This window comes from Herbaspirillum huttiense, from assembly GCF_004367745.1.
GTDB lineage: Bacteria > Pseudomonadota > Gammaproteobacteria > Burkholderiales > Burkholderiaceae_D > Herbaspirillum > Herbaspirillum huttiense.
On the sequence record NZ_CP037993.1, the window covers coordinates 3,847,443 to 3,869,522 of the forward strand.

General features: G+C 63.0%; 18 protein-coding genes. 10 read left to right on the forward strand and 8 right to left on the reverse strand.

The window, feature by feature from the left end:
• Nucleotides 1-29 precede the first annotated feature (29 nt).
• The 3 genes from E2K99_RS17265 (at nucleotide 30) to E2K99_RS17275 (ending at nucleotide 3,263) form a co-directional block, all read left to right on the forward strand.
• Nucleotides 30-1,079, forward strand: coding sequence for a CDP-6-deoxy-delta-3,4-glucoseen reductase (locus tag E2K99_RS17265; RefSeq protein WP_034334029.1), 1,050 nt, complete (start codon nucleotides 30-32; stop codon nucleotides 1,077-1,079).
• Between the two features lie 420 nt (nucleotides 1,080-1,499).
• The gene (locus E2K99_RS17270) at nucleotides 1,500-2,702 is read left to right on the forward strand and encodes an acetylornithine transaminase (RefSeq protein ID WP_134223007.1); all 1,203 of its coding nucleotides are present in this window, start codon (nucleotides 1,500-1,502) and stop codon (nucleotides 2,700-2,702) included.
• Nucleotides 2,703-2,705: 3 nt separating this feature from the next.
• Nucleotides 2,706-3,263: a C40 family peptidase gene (locus tag E2K99_RS17275; RefSeq protein ID WP_134223008.1), complete on the forward strand. Its 558-nt coding sequence runs from the start codon at nucleotides 2,706-2,708 to the stop codon at nucleotides 3,261-3,263.
• A 1-nt stretch (nucleotide 3,264) separates the two neighbouring features.
• On the opposite strand, the gene E2K99_RS17280 is transcribed toward E2K99_RS17275, so the two are convergent.
• From E2K99_RS17280 to E2K99_RS17300, 5 genes are all read right to left on the reverse strand, one after another.
• Nucleotides 3,265-4,038, reverse strand: a complete 774-nt coding sequence (locus tag E2K99_RS17280) for a FadR/GntR family transcriptional regulator (RefSeq protein ID WP_034334026.1) — start codon at nucleotides 4,036-4,038, stop codon at nucleotides 3,265-3,267.
• 8 nt (nucleotides 4,039-4,046) lie between these two features.
• Nucleotides 4,047-5,108 (reverse strand): Ldh family oxidoreductase, encoded by a 1,062-nt coding sequence (locus E2K99_RS17285; RefSeq protein WP_134223009.1) that lies wholly within the window; start codon nucleotides 5,106-5,108, stop codon nucleotides 4,047-4,049.
• Between the two features lie 46 nt (nucleotides 5,109-5,154).
• Entirely contained in the window at nucleotides 5,155-6,651 is a 1,497-nt protein-coding gene (locus E2K99_RS17290) for a tripartite tricarboxylate transporter permease (protein ID WP_134223010.1), read from the reverse strand.
• Nucleotides 6,652-6,660: 9 nt separating this feature from the next.
• Nucleotides 6,661-7,194, reverse strand: a complete 534-nt coding sequence (locus tag E2K99_RS17295; RefSeq protein ID WP_134223011.1) for a tripartite tricarboxylate transporter TctB family protein — start codon at nucleotides 7,192-7,194, stop codon at nucleotides 6,661-6,663.
• Nucleotides 7,195-7,276: 82 nt separating this feature from the next.
• Complete coding sequence (locus tag E2K99_RS17300) at nucleotides 7,277-8,260, reverse strand: tripartite tricarboxylate transporter substrate binding protein (protein ID WP_134137440.1); 984 nt, start codon at nucleotides 8,258-8,260, stop codon at nucleotides 7,277-7,279.
• Between the two features lie 1,025 nt (nucleotides 8,261-9,285).
• On the opposite strand from E2K99_RS17300, the gene E2K99_RS17305 reads away from it, so the two are divergent.
• The 7 genes from E2K99_RS17305 (at nucleotide 9,286) to E2K99_RS17335 (ending at nucleotide 18,020) form a co-directional block, all read left to right on the forward strand.
• Nucleotides 9,286-11,025: an IlvD/Edd family dehydratase gene (locus tag E2K99_RS17305; RefSeq protein ID WP_134223012.1), complete on the forward strand. Its 1,740-nt coding sequence runs from the start codon at nucleotides 9,286-9,288 to the stop codon at nucleotides 11,023-11,025.
• A gap of 294 nt (nucleotides 11,026-11,319) precedes the next feature.
• Nucleotides 11,320-12,279, forward strand: coding sequence for a C-terminal binding protein (locus tag E2K99_RS17310; protein WP_134223013.1), 960 nt, complete (start codon nucleotides 11,320-11,322; stop codon nucleotides 12,277-12,279).
• A 213-nt stretch (nucleotides 12,280-12,492) separates the two neighbouring features.
• Nucleotides 12,493-13,584: an ABC transporter ATP-binding protein gene (locus E2K99_RS17315; RefSeq protein WP_134223014.1), complete on the forward strand. Its 1,092-nt coding sequence runs from the start codon at nucleotides 12,493-12,495 to the stop codon at nucleotides 13,582-13,584.
• 129 nt (nucleotides 13,585-13,713) lie between these two features.
• Nucleotides 13,714-15,045, forward strand: coding sequence for an ABC transporter substrate-binding protein (locus tag E2K99_RS17320; protein ID WP_039784563.1), 1,332 nt, complete (start codon nucleotides 13,714-13,716; stop codon nucleotides 15,043-15,045).
• Between the two features lie 170 nt (nucleotides 15,046-15,215).
• Complete coding sequence (locus tag E2K99_RS17325) at nucleotides 15,216-16,115, forward strand: carbohydrate ABC transporter permease (protein ID WP_039784562.1); 900 nt, start codon at nucleotides 15,216-15,218, stop codon at nucleotides 16,113-16,115.
• A complete protein-coding gene (locus E2K99_RS17330) occupies nucleotides 16,115-16,996 on the forward strand; it encodes a carbohydrate ABC transporter permease (protein WP_039784561.1) in 882 nt (293 codons plus the stop codon). The genes E2K99_RS17325 and E2K99_RS17330 overlap by 1 nt, the downstream gene beginning before the upstream one ends.
• Before the next feature lie 265 nt (nucleotides 16,997-17,261).
• Nucleotides 17,262-18,020 (forward strand): class I SAM-dependent methyltransferase, encoded by a 759-nt coding sequence (locus E2K99_RS17335; protein ID WP_205703695.1) that lies wholly within the window; start codon nucleotides 17,262-17,264, stop codon nucleotides 18,018-18,020.
• 91 nt (nucleotides 18,021-18,111) lie between these two features.
• Here E2K99_RS17335 and E2K99_RS17340 read toward each other — a convergent pair whose 3' ends face one another.
• The 3 genes from E2K99_RS17340 to E2K99_RS17350 are packed head-to-tail and all read right to left on the reverse strand — an operon-like array spanning nucleotide 18,112 to nucleotide 21,958.
• On the reverse strand, nucleotides 18,112-19,437 hold the full coding sequence (locus tag E2K99_RS17340; RefSeq protein WP_205703812.1) for a cytochrome c: 1,326 nt from the start codon (nucleotides 19,435-19,437) through the stop codon (nucleotides 18,112-18,114).
• A 14-nt stretch (nucleotides 19,438-19,451) separates the two neighbouring features.
• Nucleotides 19,452-21,233 (reverse strand): GMC family oxidoreductase, encoded by a 1,782-nt coding sequence (locus tag E2K99_RS17345; RefSeq protein ID WP_134223017.1) that lies wholly within the window; start codon nucleotides 21,231-21,233, stop codon nucleotides 19,452-19,454.
• A 2-nt stretch (nucleotides 21,234-21,235) separates the two neighbouring features.
• Nucleotides 21,236-21,958: a gluconate 2-dehydrogenase subunit 3 family protein gene (locus tag E2K99_RS17350; protein WP_134223018.1), complete on the reverse strand. Its 723-nt coding sequence runs from the start codon at nucleotides 21,956-21,958 to the stop codon at nucleotides 21,236-21,238.
• Nucleotides 21,959-22,080: the final 122 nt, after the last annotated feature.

Consider the following 22,080-nt stretch of genomic DNA (forward strand, 5'->3'; position numbering starts at 1 on the left):
AATCCAAATTTATCCAGAAGCAGAATTGTATGAGTTTCCAAGTCACAGTCCAGCCCAGCGGTCGCCAATTCTCCTGCGACGCCAGCGAATCCATCCTCACGGCCGCCATCCGCGCCGGTGTCGGCCTGCCCTACGGCTGCAAGAACGGCGCCTGCGGCTCCTGCAAGGGCAAGCTGGTCTCGGGTGAGGTCGAGCACGGTCCGCACCAGGTGCGCGCCCTCTCGGAGCACGAGCAGCAGTTGGGCCATGCCCTGTTCTGCGTGGCCAAGCCGCACAGCGACGTCACCATCGAAGCCCGCGAAGTGGCCGGCGTGGGCGAGATCCCGGTGCGCAAGCTGCCGGTGCGCGTGGCCAAGCTGGACAAGGTGGCCGACGACGTCATCATCCTCTCGCTGCAGCTGCCGGCCAACGACCGCCTGCAGTACAAGGCCGGCCAGTACGTGGAATTCCTGCTGCGCGACGGCAAGCGCCGCAGCTACAGCATGGCCACCGCCCCGCACAAGGATGAGCACATGAGCCTGCACATCCGCCACCTGCCGGGCGGCCTGTTCACCGACCAGGTCTTCACCACCCTGAAGGAACGCGACATCCTGCGCATCGAAGGCCCGCTGGGCACCTTCTTCCTGCGCGAGGATTCCGACAAACCCATCATCCTGCTGGCGTCCGGCACCGGCTTTGCGCCCATCAAGGCCATCGTCGAGCAGTTGGAACATGCGGGCTCGAAGCGCCCGGTGACGCTGTACTGGGGCGGCCGCCGCCCGCAGGACCTGTACATGAACGCCCTGTGCCAGCAGTGGGAGCAGGACCTGCCCAACTTCAAGTACGTGCCGGTGGTCTCGAATGCCCAGGCCGAGGACAACTGGAGCGGCCGCACCGGCTTCGTCCACCGCGCCGTGATGGAAGACTTCCCCGACCTGTCGGGCCATCAGGTCTACGCCTGTGGCGCGCCGGTCGTGGTGGAATCGGCACAGCGCGACTTCAGCGCCGAATGCGGCCTGCCGGAAGACGAGTTCTATGCCGATTCCTTCACTTCCGAAGCCGACCTGGCCAAGGCCGTGTCGGACACGCCGGCCGCCTGACGGGCCGGGTGCGGGCGCCGGTGCTGTCATGCCGGCGTCACGCACATTTGCGAAGATGCCGCGCAAGCCTGATGCCGCGCGGCCCGGCGAGATGCGATGAAATTGCAACGGTGGCCCGCCCGATGCGCCTGCAAGCGGCTCCGGCGGGAAATTTCTTTTTGACGCTCTGCGCAAAACGTCCTAAACTTCACCGCATGATCGCCAACGCCACATTCTTACGACGCCGCAGCCAACCTGAGAAAGGTTTGCTGCTGCGCGCGTGAAGTGAAACGAATCGCGAAGCCACAGGCAAACCCTGTGGCTTTTTTTTATTCGCCATTTTGGGTCTGTCGTGCGCCTGCCGCCTAGCGCTTAGTGCTCATGTGTCAGCAACGGTCTGCACTACCCTCCCAACCACCCTATTCTTGCAGGAGCCTTTCGATGCAATACAGCCAGTCCGACACCAACAAGCTGATGTATGTCACCAACCGCCCCGAGCTGGTCTTCACCGAAGGCCATGGCATGTGGTTGACCGACCATAACGGCAAGCGCTATCTCGACTACCTGCAAGGCTGGGCGGTCAACACCCTGGGCCACTCGCCGCAATGTATCGCCGACGCCCTGAACGCCCAGAGCAAGAAGCTGATCAACCCGTCGCCGGCCTTCTACAATGCGCCCTCCATGGAACTGGCCGAGCTGCTGACGGCCAACTCGGTGTTCGACCGCGTGTTCTTCGCCAACAGCGGTGCCGAGGCCAACGAAGGCGCCATCAAGCTGGCCCGCAAGTGGGGCAAGAAGAACCCGGCCGCCGATGGCTCCTCGCGCTTCGAGATCATCACCTTCAAGCACAGCTTCCACGGCCGTACCCTGGCCACCATGTCGGCCAGCGGCAAGGATGGCTGGGACACCATGTTCGCCCCGCAGGTGCCGGGCTTCCCCAAGGCCATCCTGAATGACCTGGCCAGCGTCGAAGCGCTGATCGGCAGCCACACCGTGGCCGTGATGCTGGAGCCGGTGCAGGGCGAAGGCGGCGTCATCCCGGCGACCAAGGAATTCATGCAAGGCCTGCGTCGCCTGACCAAGGAAAAGAACCTGCTGCTGATCGTCGATGAAGTGCAAGCCGGCATGGGCCGTACCGGCCAGCTGTTCGCCTACCAGCACTCCGGCATCGAACCGGACATCATGACCCTGGCCAAGGGTATCGGCGGCGGCGTGCCGCTGGCGGCCCTGCTGGCGCGTGAAGAAATCGCCTGCTTCGAAGCCGGCGAACAAGGCGGTACCTACAACGGCAACCCGCTGATGACCGCCGTGGGCGTGGCCGTGATCAAGGAACTGCTCAAGCCCGGCTTCATGGAATCGGTGCGCGAGCGCGGCCAGTACCTGCGCCAGCGTTCGCTGGAAATCTCCGAGAAGTATGGTTTCGAAGGCGAGCGTGGCGAAGGCCTGCTGCGTGCCCTGCAACTGGGCCGCGACATCGGCCCGCAGATCGTCGAAGCCGCACGCAACCTGGAACCGGTGGGCCTGCTGCTGAACTCGCCGCGCCCGAACCTGCTGCGCTTCATGCCGGCCCTGAACGTGACCAAGGAAGAGATCGACCAGATGTTCTCCATGCTGGAAGACGTCCTGGCCAAGATCGGGAAGTAAGCGATGGCGGGACGCGCGAGGATGGCATTGACGCACAGGGCCGCTGCGCCCTCTTCCCGGTCGGCACTGGCTGCAGTATGTGCGGCACTGGTGCTGGCCGCCTGCGGCACGGCACCGACCGCGCCCCCCATCGCCCGGCTGCCCGGTGCCCCGCAATCGCAGGCACCGGCGCTGCCGGCCACCGACAATGGCAATGAAGTGGCGCTCTATGCGCTCTCGCTGATCGATACCGGCTACCGCTTCGGTGGCAAGAATCCGTCGGCGGGTCTCGATTGCAGCGGCATGGTCAGCTACATCTTCGGCCAGGCCGCCAATTACCGCATCAGCGGCAGTGCCGCCGACATCGCCCGCCAGGGCCGCCAGATCGATCCTTCGCAATTGCGCGCGGGTGACCTGGTGTTCTTCAATACCCAGAACCGTCCCTTCTCGCACGTGGGCATCTATCTCGGCGATGGCCGCTTCGTGCATGCGCCCTCCACCAATGGCAAGGTGCACATCACGCGCATGGACAATCCCTATTTCTCGCGCCGCTTCGAAATGGCGCGCACCTACTTCAACTGAACTACTTCAACTGAAGCGAAGTCTTGCGGGCGGGCCGTTTGCGCGGCGCGCTCTCCTGCTGCTGGCGGTTGCCGTATTCCCGGATCAGATTGGCGCTGTAGCGCGTGAAGGCGATGTCCATGTGGCGCCGCATGGCCGCGCGCGCCTGTTCAGGGTTGCGCTCGCGCAGGGCCTGCATGATGAGGCCGTGCTCCTCGATGGCTTCCTGCCACACGCGGGTGCCGTCAAAGTGGCTGTGCAGGCGCTCGAACAGCGGGCCCAGGCGGGCATCGAAGAGCTGCGTCACCAGCCCGACCAGCACGCTGTTGCCGGTGGCCTCGGCCAGGCGGATGTGAAAGAGGCGATCGGCTTCCAGCGGATCGATGCCCGCTTCGGCATGCGCGATCATGAGCGAGTAGGCTTCCTCGACGGCCGCGATCTGCTGCTTGCTGCCATGCTGGGCGGCGGCATAGGCCACTTCGCCTTCGATCATCTCGCGCGCACGGATCAGTTCCAGCGGTCCTTCCTCGCCGGACAGGTCATGCCGCAGCTCACGCTGCATGGGCGGTGCACAGACATAAATGCCCGAGCCCATGCGTACTTCGATGTAGCCCTCCACCTCGAGCGCAATGAGCGCTTCGCGCAACGATGGACGGCTCACGCCCAGCTGTACCGACAGTTCACGCTCGGACGGCAGGCGTGAACCGACGGCGAATTCTCCGTCCACGATCAGCTTGCGCAGCTGGTCGCTGATCTGCCGGTACAAGCGCTGCGGTTCAATCGCTTCGATGGGCATGATGGTCCTCAGGCGAGGGTCGGGGGAAACTCCAGATCGTAGGCGGCACCGGCTTCACGCAGCATGGGCGCAATGGTCGGATGCAGGGTCACGCCTTGCGCCAGCTGCTCGGCGCGGCGCTGCATGCCACGGTCGCCGGGCATGCGCACCTGGCCCACGCCGGGGCGCGGCGGATTGCTGCGGCAGGCCTGCGCGATGTGATCCATCTGGCGCTTGAAGTCCTGCTCGCCGCCGAAGGCCGACGGATCATAGAGCGACATGAACACCGTCGCCCCCCAGCCCGCTGCCGGATCGGCACGCCCGAAACCGGACAGGCCACCCGTCAACGCCTCGATCAGCACGGCCAGCCCGAAGCCCTTGTGCCCTGCCGAGAGCCCGCCCAGCGGCAGGATGGTGCCCGGCGGCGTGGCCGAGAGCACGGCCGGATCGCGGCTGGGATGACCGGCGCCATCGATGAGCCATTCTTCCTCGAACTGCTTGCCGGCCTTGTGCAGGCGATTGCTCATGCCGTTGGTGGTGATGGAGGCCGAGATGTCGACCAGGAAGGGCGTGCCGGAAGTGGGAATGCCGGCCGCAATCGGATTGGGCGTAAACACCGCCTGCGTACCACCGAAGGGGGCCACGCTCTGCACCGCAGGGTCCGAGCTGGCCAGGATCATCATGAAGCCCTCTTGCGTGGCACGCAGCAGATAGGCGGCCAGGCAGGCGATGTGATGGCTGTGGTGAATGGTCAGCGAAGCGGTGCCATAGTCGCGCGCCTTGGGGATCAGTGCATCGATGCCTTGATGCACCAGCCACGGCCCGGGCAGGCGGCGGCCATCCCAGGCCAGCGCGGCGGCGCGCTCCGAGAGCACCTCGGGTTGGCCGGTTTTGGCCATGCTGCCCTTTTCCAGTTCCTTGACGTAGGGGGCCAGCAGCGCCAGCCCGTGCGTGTCGTGGCCCAGCAGGTCGCCATCGACCAACGTGGCGGCGACACTGTCAGCCTTGTCGGCCTCCAGGCCTGCGCGCTGCAACAGAGTGGATGCGAACTGACGCAGGGCGTCAGCGGAGAAACGTTCGGGCATTGCCATGGAACCACCTTTCCTTGCTTGAATCATCGATTGAAATCTTTTCACCTCAGGCCAGGGCCAGCGGCTTCCTGCGCACCAGCTTGAGCACCAGCGGCAACAACCACAGCAGCAGCGTGATCACGCCCAGCGTGCCGGCAATGGGACGCTCGAAGAAGGCCAGGAACTGGCCGTCGGACTTGATCATCGAGGTCACGAAATGTTCTTCCAGCATCCCGCCCAGCACCACGCCCAGCACCGCCGGCGCCACCGGGAAACCGTTCTCTTCCATCACGTAGGCCAGCAGACCGAACACCAGCATGATGCCCACGTCGGTGACACTGTTGTTGGTCGCATAGGAGCCGACGATACAGAACAGCAGGATCAGCGGCATCAGGATGCCGCGCGGGATGGAGAGGATGCGCTTGGCCATCTTGATGCACCAGAAGCCCAGCGGCAGCATCAGCAGGTTGGCCAGGATGAAGACCAGGAAGATCGCGTACATCGACACCGGGTTGTCGACGAAGATCATCGGTCCCGGATTGAGGTTCTTCATGTAGAGCACGCCGATGACGATGGCGGTGATCGAATCCCCCGGGATACCGAACACCAGCGCCGGAATCCAGGCCCCGGCCAGCGCCGAGTTATTGGCCGCGCCCGATTCGACGATGCCCTCCGGATGGCCGGTGCCGAATTTCTCCGGCTCCTTCGACATCTTCTTGCTCATCGCATACGACATCCAGGCCGCGATGTCAGCGCCTGCGCCGGGCAGCGCACCGACCAGGGTCCCGAGGACGCTGCCGCGCAAGACCGACTTCGGATACTTGAGCATCAGCCCCCACATGCCCTTGAAGACGTTGCCGACGCGGCTTTCCGCAACCTTCATGGTGAAGTCGCGCGAGACCGCGAAGCGCAGCACCTCGGACATGGCGAACATCCCGACCATCAGCGGCACCAGCGATACCCCGCCCAGCAGGTCGGGCTGATCGAAGGTGAAGCGCGGTGCACCGGCCGGATTGCCCATGCCGACGGAGGCGATGAACATGCCCAGGAACAGCGAGACGAAGCCCTTCAAGGGATTGTCGGAGGCGATGAAGATGGCGCAGGTCAGGCCCAGCAGCACGAGCCAGAAATATTCGAAGGAGGAGAATTTCAGCGCCAGCTCGGCCAGTGCCGGTGCCGAGAAAATCAGCACGAAGGTACCGAACAATCCGCCGATGACCGAGAACACCAGGCTGGCGCCCAGCGCAATCTCGCCCTGCCCTTTCATGGTCATGGCATAGGCTTCATCGGTATAGGCGGCCGACGAAGGCGTGCCGGGAATGCGCAGCAGGCAGCCGGGAATGTCGCCCGAGAAGATCGCCATGGCCGTGGCCGAGACCATGGCCGCGATGGCTGGCACCGGCGGCATGAAGAAAGTCACCGGTACCAGCAGCGCTACCGCCATGGTAGCGGACAGGCCCGGCACCGCCCCCATGAAGAGGCCGAAGATGGAGGAACCGAGAATCACCGCCAGCACGTAGGGATCAAACACCATCGACAGTGCGGCGTAGAGGTTGGCAAGCATGTCGTCTCCTTACCAGGCCAGGGGCGTGAGGATGCCCCAGGGCAAAGGCACCTTGAGCAGTTTGTAAAAGATGGTGTGGATCAGCAGCGCACTGGCCATCGCCACCGGCAGGGCCACCAGCACGCGGGTGCGTAAAGTCAAGAACAGCGCCAGCAGCAGCACGAAGGCCGTCGGCAGGAATCCCAGGGGTTCCGAGACCCCGATGTAGAACACCAGCGACAACGGAATCAGCAGGAAGGCAAACACCGCATGGCCGCTGCGGAACCAGTCAGGCAGCGTGACCCAGCGCAGGTCCTGCTCATCAGCACCCACCGTGGCAATACGCGAAGCAGGCCCACCGCGTGCAGCTCGCGCCTGCCGCAAACCGCGCAGGCCACGCAGCACCAGCAGCACGGCGCAGATCATCAGCCCGCCGGCCAGCGCCTGCGGAAATACGTTGGGCCCGATATCCTGCCCCATCGCGGGCAGGCGGGAAGAAGCGATCCAGAGCACGACCGCAAGGACAGCGATCAGCAGCCCGGACAAGGCATCATTGATTTTCATGGGACGGTCCCGAAGCGAAGAGCACGATGAGAAGAGCGAGGCAGGCGCATCGATTGCGGTCAATGCGCCTGCTCCACGCCTGTTACCTGGCCATGCCCAGGGTCTTGAGGATGGCGCCCATGTCCTCGTCGCTCTTGTCCATGAACTTGCCGAACTCGGCCGCATCGGCATACTGCGTACCGAAGCCGCGTCCGCTCATGAAGTCCTTGTATTCCTTGCTGTCATAGATCTTCTTGAGGCTGGCCGAGAGCTTGCCCTGCACATCGGCCGGCAGGCCCTTGGGCCCGACGATGCCGCGCCAGGCACCGTTGGTCCAGGTGCTGCCGGTCAGGCTCTTGAGCGTGGGCACCTTGGGATAGAGCGCCGCCGGTTCGTTGGCCATGATCACCAGTGGCGTGGCCTTGCCGGCATCGATCAGCGAACGTGCTTCCGGCAGCGAGGCCGCGACGATGTCCACCCCGCCCGCAGCCAGGTCCACCATGGCCGGCGCAGCGCCGTTGGAGGGCACGAAGCGCACCGCATTGGGCGCAACCTTGAGGTCATTCAACATGCCGGCCAGGCCCAGGTGCCAGATGCCGCCCTGCCCGGTGCCGGACGCCTTGAGCTTGCCCGGATTGGCCTTGATGGCCTTCAACAGGTCGTCGAAGTTCTTGTAGGGCGAATCGTTGCTCACGGTCAGCGCGGCCGGGTCGAAGTTCATCAGCGCCAGCGGCGTGAGGTCGCGCGGGGTCAGCTTGGTCAGGCCCTGGTGATGCATCATCGAAATCTCCACCGTGGCGATGCCGATGGTGTAGCCATCCGGCGTGGCACTGGCGATGGCCTGGTGGCCCACCGCACCATTGCCGCCGGTGCGATTGACCACGTTGACCGGCTGGCCCAGGTCCTTCTCCAGCAAGGCGCCGATGATGCGGGCCGTGGCATCGGTACCGCCGCCGGCGCCCCAGGGCACGATCAGCGTGACCGGACGTTCGGGCCAGGCGGCAAAGGCCGCGGGGGCGGCCAGGACGGTGCAGGCCGCGCCTGCGGCCAGGATGGTCTTGAACAAGGTTCTGCGGGTCAACTGCATGGTCTCCTCCGTTGTCATCTGCGCTCATTGCGCGCAATGGGGTGCGGCTAACGCTTTGGCAAAGGACTTTCGTTACCGCTTCTCTGACCTGCGGGGAGCGCCGGAGTGATTGGCCATGCGGAAGAGATTTTCCCCGCTGGTCTCCTGTGTTGTCTCTGTTGCGCAGGTCTCATGCCTTGCTGCTTGTTCTTGTAATCCGGACCGGGCCGGTGAGGCTGCATCATGCTGCTGGCCGCGCCCCCGCATTGGGATGAGTCGCGCAGAGGTCATGTGGTCTGACCAGCGGAGGCTAGAATTTCACATCACCCAGGCAGTGTCAAGGATGAATCGAATGGAACAAAAAAAATTCATCCTTGGTGCCATGCAGCATTAATACCCCGCCGCAAAGCCTTGCCAGCTCTGGCTTTCAGACAGGCAGTGTGTTTTACTGCATGTTGCAGGGGCGACGCAAAAAGCCGGCCGCACAATGCTGACAAAAAGCTTTCTCGCGATCTGGTATTACCACTTGACCAAACAAATCTGGCTGCAATAGACTCGCAGCCAATTACACAAGTCACGTCGCTTCAGCGTGCTTCGCCACCGTCGGGGACGGGGCAGGCCGCAGGGCAGAACGGACGGCACAGACCCAGCCGCTACGGCGGCTCCAGGCAACGGAGACATCCCATTGGCTTATCCAGGCACAGCATCGCATGTGAACCGCAGGACGCCGGCTGGCCGGGCGCAAACGCGCCGCGCCGCCACCGCTGCCAGCGTCCGTGCGCGCCGCGCCTTGCATCGCTGCTCCGCTTTCGGGTCCCTGCTGGCCTTCCTGCTGATTGATTTTTCCCGCTATTTCTTTGACCAGGGCGACAGTCATCCTGTCGCCCTGCGCGCTCTCGCCTGAGTTCGACAAAGACCAGGTTCGCGCAGGCAGCAAGCATTGAACGGCACTGCCGGCCTCATCCGGCTGGCAGCACATGGAACGCATGAAGCAGGGCAAGGGACGCAGTGCGCGCTTGCGCACGCACCTTGCCAGGGAAACGACAATGACTGACGACACCAAGAAAAAATCCACCCGCCGCAGCCAGGCCTGGTTTGGCCGCCAGGACCGCGATGGTTTCATCTACCGCTCCTGGGTGAAGAACCGCGGCATCCCGCACGACCAGTTCGATGGCCGTCCGGTGATCGGCATCTGCAATACCTATTCCGAACTGACCCCCTGCAATTCGCACTTCCGCGCCCTGGCCGAACAGGTCAAGATCGGCATCTGGGAAGCCGGCGGCTTCCCGCTGGAATTCCCCGTGATGTCGCTGGGCGAGACGCTGCTGCGCCCGACCGCCATGCTCTACCGCAACCTGGCCAGCATGGACGTGGAAGAGTCGATCCGCGCCAATCCGCTCGATGGCGTAGTGCTGCTCATGGGCTGCGACAAGACCACGCCGGCGCTGCTGATGGGCGCGGCTTCGGTGGATGTGCCGACCATCGGTGTCTCCGGGGGCCCGATGCTGTCGGGCAAATACCGTGGCCGTGAACTGGGTTCCGGTACGGGCGTATGGCAGATGTCGGAAGACGTGCGCGCCGGCAAGATGACGCAGGAAGAATTCTTTGAAGCCGAGAGCTGCATGCATCGCTCGCACGGCCACTGCATGACCATGGGCACGGCTTCCACCATGGCCAGCATGGTCGAGGCATTGGGCGTGGGCTTGCCGCACAATGCCGCCATTCCCGCCGTCGATGCGCGCCGCAACGTGCTGGCCCGCAACGCCGGCCGGCGCATCGTGCAGATGGTGGACGAAGACCTGGTGCTGTCCAAGATCCTCACCCGCCAGGCCTTCGAGAATGCCATTCGCGTCAACGCCGCCATCGGCGGCTCCACCAATGCGGTGATCCACCTGCTGGCCATTGCCGGCCGCATCGGCATCCAGCTCGATCTGAAGGATTGGGACGACATCGGCCAGCAACTGCCCTGCCTGCTGGACCTGCAGCCCTCGGGCAAATTCCTGATGGAAGATTTTTACTATGCGGGCGGCCTGCCGGCAGTGATCCGCCAACTGGAAAGCGTGATCGACAAGAGCGCCCTGACCGCCAACGGCAAGACCCTGTGGGAGAACTGCCAGGATGCGCCGAACTGGAATCCGGAAGTCATCCGCAGCTTCGACCAGCCCTTCAAGGAAGCGGCCGGCATCGCCATCCTCAAGGGCAACCTGGCCCCGGACGGTGCCGTCATCAAGCCATCGGCCGCCACCCCTGCCCTGCTCAAGCATCGCGGCCGTGCCGTGGTCTTCGAAAACAGCGACGACCTGCACAAGCGCATCGATGACGAGAACCTGGACGTCGATGAAACCTGCGTGCTGGTGCTCAAGAATTGCGGTCCCAAGGGTTACCCCGGCATGGCCGAAGCGGGCAACATGCCGCTGCCGCCAAAGGTGCTGCGCAAAGGCATCACGGACATGGTGCGCGTCTCGGATGCGCGCATGAGCGGGACCGCCTACGGCACCGTGGTGCTGCACGTCTCGCCGGAAGCGGCCGCCGGTGGGCCGCTGGCGCTGGTGCAGAACGGCGACTTCATCGAACTCGATGTGGAGGCGCGCAAGCTGCACCTGGATGTGTCAGAGGAAGAACTGGCGCGCCGCCGTGCGCAATGGCAAAAGCCCGAGCTGCCGCCGCAGATGCAGCGCGGCTGGGTCAAGCTCTATGCGGACCACGTGCAGCAGGCCAACCAGGGCGCGGACCTTGATTTCCTGGTCGGCAAGAGCGGACCTTACGTGCCCAAAGACAATCACTGAACTGGCCTGCCCTTGCCTCCAGCAACGGCGGCAAGGGCAGGAGAAATTTTCAAAGCCAACTGGCTTGACCGAATTCCACCTGCAGCAAGGCATCACGCATCAGGCATCACAAGCTTCACAGGCTTCAACAAGCAGCATTAAGCAAAAGTTAAGGGTCATTCAAACAGCATTAAATTCAGCTTAATACCAGCATCCGTCGTACCCCGGGACCACGGTACAGCCACACAAGCGGCGGCCGTGTTCCAGGAAGTAGTTGCATCAGGTGGACCAAGACAACCATCACGGAGACGAGCAATGAAAGTACTGATTACGGACTACGACTTCCCCGACGTCGACCTGGAGCTTGCGCTCTACAAGGAAGCCGGCGTGGAAGTCGTGACCGCGCAATGCTGCACGGAAGAGGAGGTGATCGCCGCCTCCGCAGGATGCCAGGGCCTGCTGGTGCAATACGCACCGGTGAACGCCAAGGTCTTTGCGGCCCGTCCTGAAATCCGCATCGCCAGCCGCTATGGCGCCGGCTTCGACACCATCAACACGGCTGACGCCGCAGCCCACGGCGTGTGGGTCGCCAACTCGCCCGACTATGGCGTAGGGGAAGTGGCCACCCATGCGCTGGCCATGGCGCTGGACCTGATCCGCAACATCACCGTCTATGACCGTGCCGTGAAAGCCGGTGAATGGCACTACACCACGGCCGGCATCATTCCGCGCGCTTCCGATCTCACCATCGGCATCATCGGCCTGGGCCGCATCGGCAAGCGCATGGCGCATATCTCGCGCAATCTCTTCAAGCGCGTCATTGCCTATGATCCCTACATCATCGATGGCGATTTCCCCGCCTACGTGGAACGCGTGAGCCGCGAAGAGTTGTTCCGCCAGGCGCATGTGGTGTCGCTGCATACGCCCTTGAACGACGAGACGCGCAACATGATCGACGCCTCGCTGCTCAATCTCCTGCAGCCGCAGAGCTACCTGGTGAACTCCGCACGTGGTGGCCTCATCAAGATCGACGACCTGCTGGCCGCGCTGGAAAACGGCCAGCTCAAGGGTGCCGCGCTCGATGTGCTGCCGGTGGAGCCGCCGCAGACGGCCTCGGCTATCGTGCAGCATCCACGTGTGCTATTGTCGCCGCACGCGGCTTTCTTCTCGGATGTCGCAGCGCGCGAACTGCGGCGCAAGGCGGCCCAGAACCTGATCGACTGGGACCGCAACGGACGGCCCTCCTACGTGGTCGTTCAGGGCAAGAACAAATAAGTCAAAACAATCCCCCGGCAACGGGGCGCCAACGCAGCACCGCGCCGGCCGCCAGCCGGCGCAGCATCAGTGTAGACAACGAAAAAAAGGAAGGCCGGCAGGATCTTCCACGCGTCCCTCCACAGGACGTGCCTGAACAAAGTGCGTTGTGAACGGCTCCGCCTGGAACCGGTTCCGCAGCGTCGATACGAGGATAGACACGAGGAGCATTTGATGGCATCAGTACAGATCCGCGCAGTCAAGAAACAGTTCGGCAGCACCCAGATCATCCGGGGCGTCGACATCGATATCGCCGATGGCGAATTCACCGTCCTGGTCGGTCCGTCCGGCTGCGGCAAGTCGACGCTGCTGCGCATGCTGGCGGGGCTGGAGGAAATCACCGGCGGCGAGATCCTCATCGGCGGTACCGTGGTCAACAACGTCCAGCCCAAGGACCGCGACATCGCCATGGTGTTCCAGAACTACGCGCTCTATCCGCACATGACGGTGCGCGACAACATGGCCTTCTCGCTCACCCTGGCCAAGAAGGACAAGTCCTTCGTGGAAGAACGCGTCAAGAAGGCCGCCGACATCCTCGGCCTGAACCAGCTGCTGGACCGCTATCCGCGCCAGCTCTCGGGTGGCCAGCGCCAGCGCGTGGCCATGGGCCGCGCCATCGTGCGCGATCCGCAGGTGTTCCTCTTCGACGAACCGCTCTCCAACCTCGATGCCAAGCTGCGCGTACAGATGCGCACCGAGATCAAGGAGCTGCACCAGCGTTTGAAGACCACCTCCATCTATGTGACCCACGACCAGATCGAAGCCATGACCATGGCCGACCAGATCGTGGTCATGCGCGATGGCCTGGTGGAACAGCGCGGCCGTCCGCTGGACCTGTACGACCATCCGGCCAACCTGTTCGTAGCCGGCTTCATCGGCTCTCCTGCAATGAATTTCATCCCTGCCACCCTGCGCCGCAACGGTGGCGGTGGCGCAGCAGAAGTCGAGTTCGCCGACGGCACCCGCGTGCCCGCGCCCTATGGCAGCGCCCTGCAGGGCAATGACGGGCAGAAGGTCACCTACGGCGTGCGTCCCGAGCACCTCTCCATCGGTGCGGCCGGGCAAGGCATTGCCACCAAGGTCATCGTGGTGGAACCGACCGGGGCCGATACCGAAGTGTTCTCGCGCTTCGGCGAGACCAGCCTCACCTCGATCTTCCGCGAGCGCCATGATTTCGGCGCAGGCGACGTGATCCACCTGATTCCCGACCACAGCCGCACGCACCTGTTTGACGCCGAATCGGGCAAGTCGCTGGCGGCCCGCTGATCCAACGCACCATCACTGCAGTAAGCCAAGCACCACCCGTAGCGCAGCATCACAAGAAAAAGAGTCCATCCGCAAGAACAGCCGTTCGAGAGCGGTCCAATTCGACTTTCAACCGAAGGAGTAGGAGACATGAGCAAGCTGACACGACGCGAATTCCTGGTCACCAGCGCTGCCGCCGCAGCCGCATCGAGCATGGGCGTGAACGCCTTTGCCGCAGGCCCCGGCGCGGCTGGCGCCGACAGCATCAAGTACCCCATCGAACAGGGCGCGACCCTGCGCATCCTGCGCTGGAAGCGTTTCGTCCAGGGCGATGAAGACCTGTGGAACGCCAACGTCAAGAAATTCACCGAACTGACCGGCGTGGCCGTGCGCACCGACAGCGAAGGCTGGGAAGACGTGCGCCCGAAATCGGCCGTGGCCGCCAACGTGGGCAGCGGTCCGGACATCGTGCTGGGCTGGTTCGACGACCCGCAGCAGTACCCGACCAAGCTGGTCGACATGACCGACCTGGCCGATTCGCTGGGCAAGCGTTATGGCGGCTGGTACGACGTCTGCCGCAAGTACGGCACCAAGGACGGCAAGTGGATCGCCCTGCCGCTGGGCGTGATCGGCAATGCCCTGGTCTATCGCGAAAGCCAGATCAAGGCCGCCGGCTTCGATGCCATTCCCAAGGACACGGCCGGCTTCCTCAAGTTGTGCCAGGCCTTGAAGGCCAAGGACACTCCGGTCGGCTTCGCCCTGGGCAAGGCCGTCGGTGACGCCAACAACTGGGCGCACTGGCTGCTGTGGTCGCATGGCGGCAAGCTGGTCGACAAGAACGGCCAGGTCGCCATCAACTCGGCCGAGACCCGCGCCGCGCTGGAATACGCCAAGCAGCTCTATGCCACCTTCGTGCCCGGCACCCTGTCGTGGCAGGATCCGTCCAACAACAAGGCCTACCTGGATGGCCAGATCAGCCTCACGGCCAACGGCATCTCGGTGTATTACGCCGCCAAGAACTCGCAGGATCCCAAGCTGCAGGACATCGCCAAGGATACCCAGCACGCGCACTTCCCGGTCGGCCCGGCCGGCAAGCCCACCGAGCTGATGCAGATCACACAGATGATGGTGTTCAAGCACACCAAGTTTCCCAATGCGGCCAAGGCCTTCGTGCAATTCATGTTTGAGCCGGACCAGTACAACCCGTGGATGAAGGCCTCCATCGGCTACGTCAGCCAGCCGCTGAAGGCCTACGAGAAGAACCCGGTCTGGACCGACGACCCGAAGGCCACGGTGTATCGCGACTCGGCCTCGCTGATGCTGGACCATGGCCACGAAGGCCCGCTGGGACAGGCCTCGGCGGCTTGCATGGCGGACTACGTGGTGGTGGACATGGTGGCCGAGGCCGCCTCGGGCGCCAAGACCGTGCAGCAGGCGATCGACCGTGCGGCCGAACGCGCCAAGCGGTATTACAAGACCTGATGGCAGCAGCCTGAACGTCAGCAAGGCGGATCCGGGTTCCCTCGGGACAGCGGGCAAAGGGGCAGGTTGTCAGGGCCTGCCGACCCGGTCCTGCCGCGCTGACGCATCGCGACGCGTCACTACCGTATTGGCCGCAGGCCTGGCTTGCGGCCCTTTCATCGAGGCACATCATGCTATCCCGATTCCTGAACAACCGTAACGTACTGGGCATGCTGTTCATGGCCCCGGCCGTGATCCTGCTGGTGGTGTTCCTGACCTACCCGCTGGGCCTGGGCATCTGGCTGGGCTTCACCGATACCAAGATCGGCGGCGAAGGCAGCTTCATCGGCCTGGACAACTACACTTACCTGGCCGGCGATTCGCTGGCGCAGCTGTCGCTGTTCAATACCGTGTTCTACACGGTCAGCGCCAGCATCCTGAAATTCGCACTGGGACTGTGGCTGGCCATCCTGCTCAACAAGAACGTGCCGCTGAAGACCTTCTTCCGCGCCATCGTGCTGTTGCCCTGGATCGTGCCGACTGCGCTCTCGGCCCTGGCCTTCTGGTGGCTGTATGACGCACAGTTCTCCGTCATCAGCTGGGCCCTGCACAAGATGGGCCTGATCGACCGCTACATCGACTTCCTGGGCGACCCGTGGAATGCGCGCTGGTCCACCGTCTTTGCCAACGTCTGGCGCGGCATTCCCTTCGTGGCGATCTCGCTGCTGGCGGGCCTGCAGACGATCTCGCCCTCGCTCTATGAAGCGGCTGCCATCGACGGTGCCACGCCCTGGCAGCAGTTCCGCCACGTGACGCTGCCCTTGCTCACGCCCATCATTGCGGTGGTGATGACCTTCTCGGTGCTGTTCACCTTCACCGACTTCCAGCTGATCTATGTGCTCACGCGTGGCGGTCCGCTCAATGCGACCCACCTGATGGCCACGCTCTCCTTCCAGCGCGCCATTCCGGGCGGTGCCCTGGGTGAAGGCGCGGCACTGGCAACCTACATGATTCCCTTCCTGCTGGCAGCGATCATGTTCTCGTATTTCGGCCTGCAACGTCGCGGCTGGCAACAAGGAGGTGACAAATAATGGCCAAGAAAAAAGACGACCAGCAGGAAACCCAGGGCATGGATTTCCTGCAATCGACACCGCGCCGCTGGGTGACGATCTACATTCCGCTGCTGATCTTCCTGTTCGTGCTGCTGTTCCCGTTCTACTGGATGGTGATCACGGCCTTCAAACCGGACAATGAATTGCTCTCGCAGACCGGCAACCCCTTCTGGGTCGTTGCCCCGACGCTGGCGCACTTCAAGAAGCTGCTGTTCCAGACCCAGTATCCGGCCTGGCTGCTCAACACGGTGATCGTGTCGGTGGTATCGACCTTCGCCTCGCTGGCGGCCAGCGTCTTTGCCGCCTATGCGATCGAACGCCTGCGCTTCCAGGGCTCCAAGCAGGTCGGGCTGGGCATCTTCCTCGCCTACCTGATCCCGCCCTCGATCCTGTTCATTCCGCTGGCGGCGATCGTGTTCAAGCTGGGGCTGTTCGATACGCGCTGGGCGCTGATCCTGACCTATCCGACCTTCCTGATCCCGTTCTGCACCTGGTTGCTGATGGGCTACTTCCGCTCGATTCCTTATGAGCTGGAAGAGTGCGCGCTCATCGATGGTGCTACGCGCTGGGAGATCCTGGTCAAGATCATCCTGCCGCTGGCGGTGCCGGGCTTGATCTCGGCGGGCATCTTTGCCTTCACGCTGTCGTGGAACGAGTTCATCTATGCGCTGACTTTCATCTCCTCCTCCGAGGTGAAGACGGTGCCGGTGGGGATCGTCACCGAGCTGGTGGAAGGGGACGTCTATCACTGGGGCGCACTGATGGCCGGGGCGCTCCTGGGCTCGCTGCCGGTGGCGGTGGTGTATTCGTTCTTTGTGGAGTATTACGTGTCGGGGATGACGGGGGCGGTGAAAGAGTAGCCTCCCTCCGCTTCCGCCTGCGATGAAACGGCACCCTCAGGGGTGCCGTTTTTTTTGCCTGCCATCAACACCCGATGCACAGGTCAGGTGAAGTCAGGATTGCAAGGTGCGTGCTCGTTGCAAGCGCAACACGCATGGCTTTCAACCAGAGCTCATCAGCGGTTAAGATCGCGGTGACGCATCGCGTCAGCCATGAAGAAACGGCATCCTGCTCCGGATGCCAGTTCGTTCCAACAATAACGAAAAACGTAAAGGGAAGGGCAACATGGAATTCACTTATCACAATATCCTGCTGGACAACGGGACCTACACCAAGCCAGATACCATTCTTCTGCAGGATCACCCCCAGGCGATCTCGGCGAGGAAAGTGCTGAATCTGGCCTTTCCCGGCAACCGCCGCAATTACCGGATCATCGACCTGGGATGCCTGGAAGGTGGCTACACGGTGGAATTTGCCCGCATGGGATTTGAATCCATCGGGCTGGAGGTACGGGAGGAAAACTTTGCGTACTGCAATTACGTGAAGCAGAACCTGAACCTGCAGAACCTCCATTTCGTCAAGGACACGGCCTGGAATCTGGATCGCTACGGTCCTTTCGATGCCTCGTTCTGCTGCGGTCTGCTGTATCACTTCGACAAACCCCGCGCCTTCCTGGAAAAGCTGGCGCGTCACACCAAGAAGGTGATGATCCTGCAGACGCACTTTTCCACATCACTGGAAGATGGCGTGAAGTATTACAGCCTCTCCCCCATGCAGGTCAATGAAGGCCTCAACGGTCGCTGGTACCACGAGTTCCATCCCAGCACGTCCTACGAGGAGCGCGAAAAACTGCGCTGGGCGTCCTATGAGAACGATCGTTCCTTCTGGATACAGAAGGAACATCTGCTCGGACTGATCCACGATCTGGGCTTCACCACGGTGTTTGAACAGTACGACAACTGGGCCCCCAACATGGGAGAAAACCTGGAGAAGAACTACGCCGGCACACTGCGCAGTACCTTCGTGGGCATTCGCGATCTGTAAGCCGCAACCGTAAAAAATCCCCGCGTTGTGCAGACGCGGGGATCGTTGATAGCCCGGCAGATGCCGGACCATCGCTCACTACTTCTGCTCACTACTGCTTGGCCAGCGGCGCACTCCCCGCCTCCACCGTTTTCTTCTCCGGCAGCTGCTTGCGTACCTTGGCCACATCGGACGCGTTCACCGAAGACGCCTGGTTACCCCAGCTGCTACGGATGAAGGTGACCACATCGGCCACTTCCTGGTCCGACAGCCGGCTGGCAAAGCCCGGCATGGCGAATTGCGTCGGGGCCTTGTGGGTCCACGGCATTTCGGCGCCTTCCAGCACGATGCGGATCAGCGAAGCCGGGTTCTCGGCATTGACCGTCGGCGACAAGGCCAGGGTCGGGAAGGTTTCTTCATATCCCTTCCCGCTGCTGCGGTGGCAGGCCGCGCAGTTGTTCAGGAAGGCCATGGCGCCCGGACTCTGGTCGCTGCCTTTGCGCAAGGCCTGGTGGGTCTTGTCGTCATAGGCCAGCGCTGGCGTGCCCTCCTTCACCGCCTTCAAGGACTTCAGGTACTTGGCCATGGCCGAGAGATCTTCCTCGGTCATGTACTGGGTACTGTTGGCCACCACGTCGGCCATGCCGCCAAAGGCAGCGGAATGGCTGTTGCGGCCGGTCTTGAGGAAGGCCACGATGTCGGCCTCGCTCCAGTTGCCCAGACCGTCGCGGGCGTCGCCGCGCAGGTTGTTGGCCAGGTAGCCGTCGATCACGCCACCGGAGAGGAACTGGCTGCTGTCATTGGACAGCGCCTTCTCCTGCATGCCCACGCCGCGCGGGGTGTGGCAGGCGCCACAGTGGCCCAGGCCTTCGACCAGGTATTGGCCGCGGACCAGAGGACTGTTGTCCTCCGGACCATCGGCCGCCACTGCCGGCGCGAACACCTTGCGCCACACCGACAACGGCCAGCGCATCGACAGGGGCCAGGTGATGTCCACACCGCGATTGGGTGCGGGATCGGCCTGTACGCCCTGCATGAAGTAGGCATAGAGCGCCTTCACGTCAGCCGGCTTGACCTTGGCGTAGGAAGGATACGGCATGGCCGGATAGAGCGACGCGCCATCCTTGCGGATGCCGTGACGCAGCGCCCGGTCGAAATCCTCTTCGCTGTAGCTGCCGATGCCGTGTTCCTTGTCCGGCGTGATGTTGGAGGAATACACCGTGCCGATGGGCGTGGCAATGGCCAGGCCACCGGCAAAGGGCTTGCCGCCCTTGGCCGTGTGGCAGGCCACGCAGTCCCCGGCCTTGGCCAGGTACTCGCCACGCTGCACCAGCTGCTGGTCGGCCGAGGGTGCGGCGGCATTGGTCTGCGCTGCTGCGGTGAAGGCGGACAGCGACATGACAGCCGCACAGGCGGCGATGAAATAGTGCTTGATCATGATGGTCGTCATCCTTATGCCTGCACCAGCGGGCCGGGTTTTTTCAGATACTGCTCACGGATGGCCTTGGCGGAGTGATACGCCAGCGCCGTGACCAGCCCGGTCGGGTTGTAGCCCATGTTCTGCGGGAAGGCGCAAGCGCCGTAGACGAACACGTTGGGCACATCCCAGCTTTGCAGGTACTTGTTGACCACGCTGTTCTTGGGCGTCGTGCCCATGATGGCGCCTCCGGTCAGGTGGGTCGATTGATAGACCCGCGTATCCCAGGATGATCCGGTCTTGCGCACGGCCTTGACGACCTTCTCCGGATTCATGGCCTGGCCGACCTTCTCCATCTGGCCGGCGATGTAGGTCAGCATCTTGCCTTCGTTCTCCTTCCAGTTCAGGGTCATGCGCAAGAGCGGCTGGCCATTGGCATCCTTGTAGGTCGGATCCAGCGACAGGTAGCAATCGCGATACGCCATCACCGAACCGGACATGCCGATGGTGAGCGTGCGCTGGTAGGCATCCTGCACGCTGGCCTTCCATTCCGAACCCCAGTTGGGGACCTTCTCGCCCGGCATGGTGCCGGCCTGCTTGATGGGACGACCGCCATAGCGCACGTGACGAATCGAGGCACCGCCGATGAAGCCCAGCGGACCGTGATCGAACTGGTCAGCGTTGAGGTCGTCCATGCCCACGCCACCGGCACCGGTGCCGATGAAGGGATTGAACTGCGTGCCCTTGGGCATGACCACGTTGATGCCGCCGTTGTACTGGTAGGCGAAGTTCTTGCCGACCACGCCTTCGCCGGAGACCGGGTCATAGGGCTTGCCGATGCCCGAGAGCAGCAGCAGGCGCACGTTGTGGGTCTGGAAGGCGGTCAGCAGGACCAGGTCGGCGGGCTGTTCGACTTCGCGGCCTTGGGCATCGATGTAGGTGACGCCGGTGGCACGCTTGCCGGAGGCATCCAGGTTGACCTTGATGACCTGGGCCTTGGTGCGTACCTCGAAGTTCTTGCGCTTCAACAGTACCGGCAGGATGGTGGTCTGCGGCGATGCCTTGGAATACATGTAGCAGCCGTAGTTTTCGCAGAAGCCGCAGTAGTTGCAGGGGCCGATGCGCACGCCATACGGATTGGTGAAGGGCTGCGAAGCATTGGCCGCGGGCGCCGGATAAGGGTGGTAGCCGACGTCGCGCATGGCCTTCTCGACCAGCGAGGCGCTGTACTGGTATTGCAGCGGCGGGGTCGGGAATTCATCGCTGCGCTCGCCTTCCAGCGGATTGCCGCCGGCCACGATCTGGCCCTTGAGATTGCCGGCCTTGCCGGAAACTGCCATGACCTTTTCCGAGAAATCGTAGAAGGGCTCCAGCTCCTTGTAGGTCACGCCATGGTCCTGGATGGTCATGTCCTCGGGGATGAATTTCTTGCCGTATTTCTGCTCGTGGTGCGTGCGCATTTCCAGCTCTTCGGGCAGGTTGCGGTACATCATGCCGTTCCAGTGAAAACCGGCACCGCCCACGCCATCGCCCAGCAGGAAGGAACCATGCTGGCGGTAGGGCACGGCCACATCGGAGAGCGTATGACGAATCGTCACGGTCTCGCGCGAGAGGTCCTGGAACAGCGCGCCGCGCACGGAGTATTTCAGTTCATCGACTGCCTTCGGATAAGGTGTGTCGGTGTTGGTGTCACGCATGTCGCCGCGTTCCAGCGCCAGCACGTTCAGGCCGGCTTCGGTGAGCTCCATGCCCATGATGGAACCGGTCCAGCCCAGGCCCACCATCACTACATCCACTTTGTCTTTTTTGATAGCCATGATCAGCCCTTCTCTCCCAGAATCGACACGGGGCCGTATGGATATTTGACGTTGTATTGATCAACCCAGTCAGCGTAATCGGCGCGCGCACCGGGGAAGCCGACCATCTTCCAGCCGCCCATCTTCTGGTTGCCGCCGTACATCGGATCGGCGAAATAGCCCTCCTTGGTATTGCCCAGCATGAAGCTGAAGAAGGTCTTGGCGGGAACGGTGTCGAACGTGATCTTGCCGCCTTCCATCATCTTGAGCACGTCCAGCTGCTTGGCCTTGTCGAGTTCGGCGAAGACCTTGCCGTGGTTCTTGCTGCACCAGTCATTGCAGGCAGCGATGCCCTGGCGGTAGATGTCGCGCGGCACCAGCGAGAGCTGGTAGCCCAGTTCGGGCACGCTGTCCGGATGGAAGGGGCCTTGCATGTACCACAGCTTGCCGGCGCCGTAGGGGGTTTCCATCTGGCGGTCGATGAACTCGGGCACGCCGGTTTCGAGCGCACCGGCACCGTACTGGTCGGAAGGGATGAGGTGATCGACGGCGGCGTTGAGGAAGGCCCATTCGGGCGCAGTGAAGTAGGTCGGCGTGTAGGCGCGGGGCTTGCCCGGCTCGCTGCTGTCGGCCATTGCCGGCTGGCTGACTGCTACGGTGGTGGCGCCGCCTAGCGTGGTCGCGGCTGGGACGATGGCCAACACCTGGCGCAGGAAGCGCCGCCTGGGCTCTTTATCTTGTGACATGAGTATCCTTTGGACGTGGGATTTGACGAGGGCAATGCAGGATGCTGGCGCGAGCGGCGCGGCAAGGATGAACGCTCCCCTGCGCGCCGGACGGACGCACTCTCTTGTTGTTATGGTGAGAC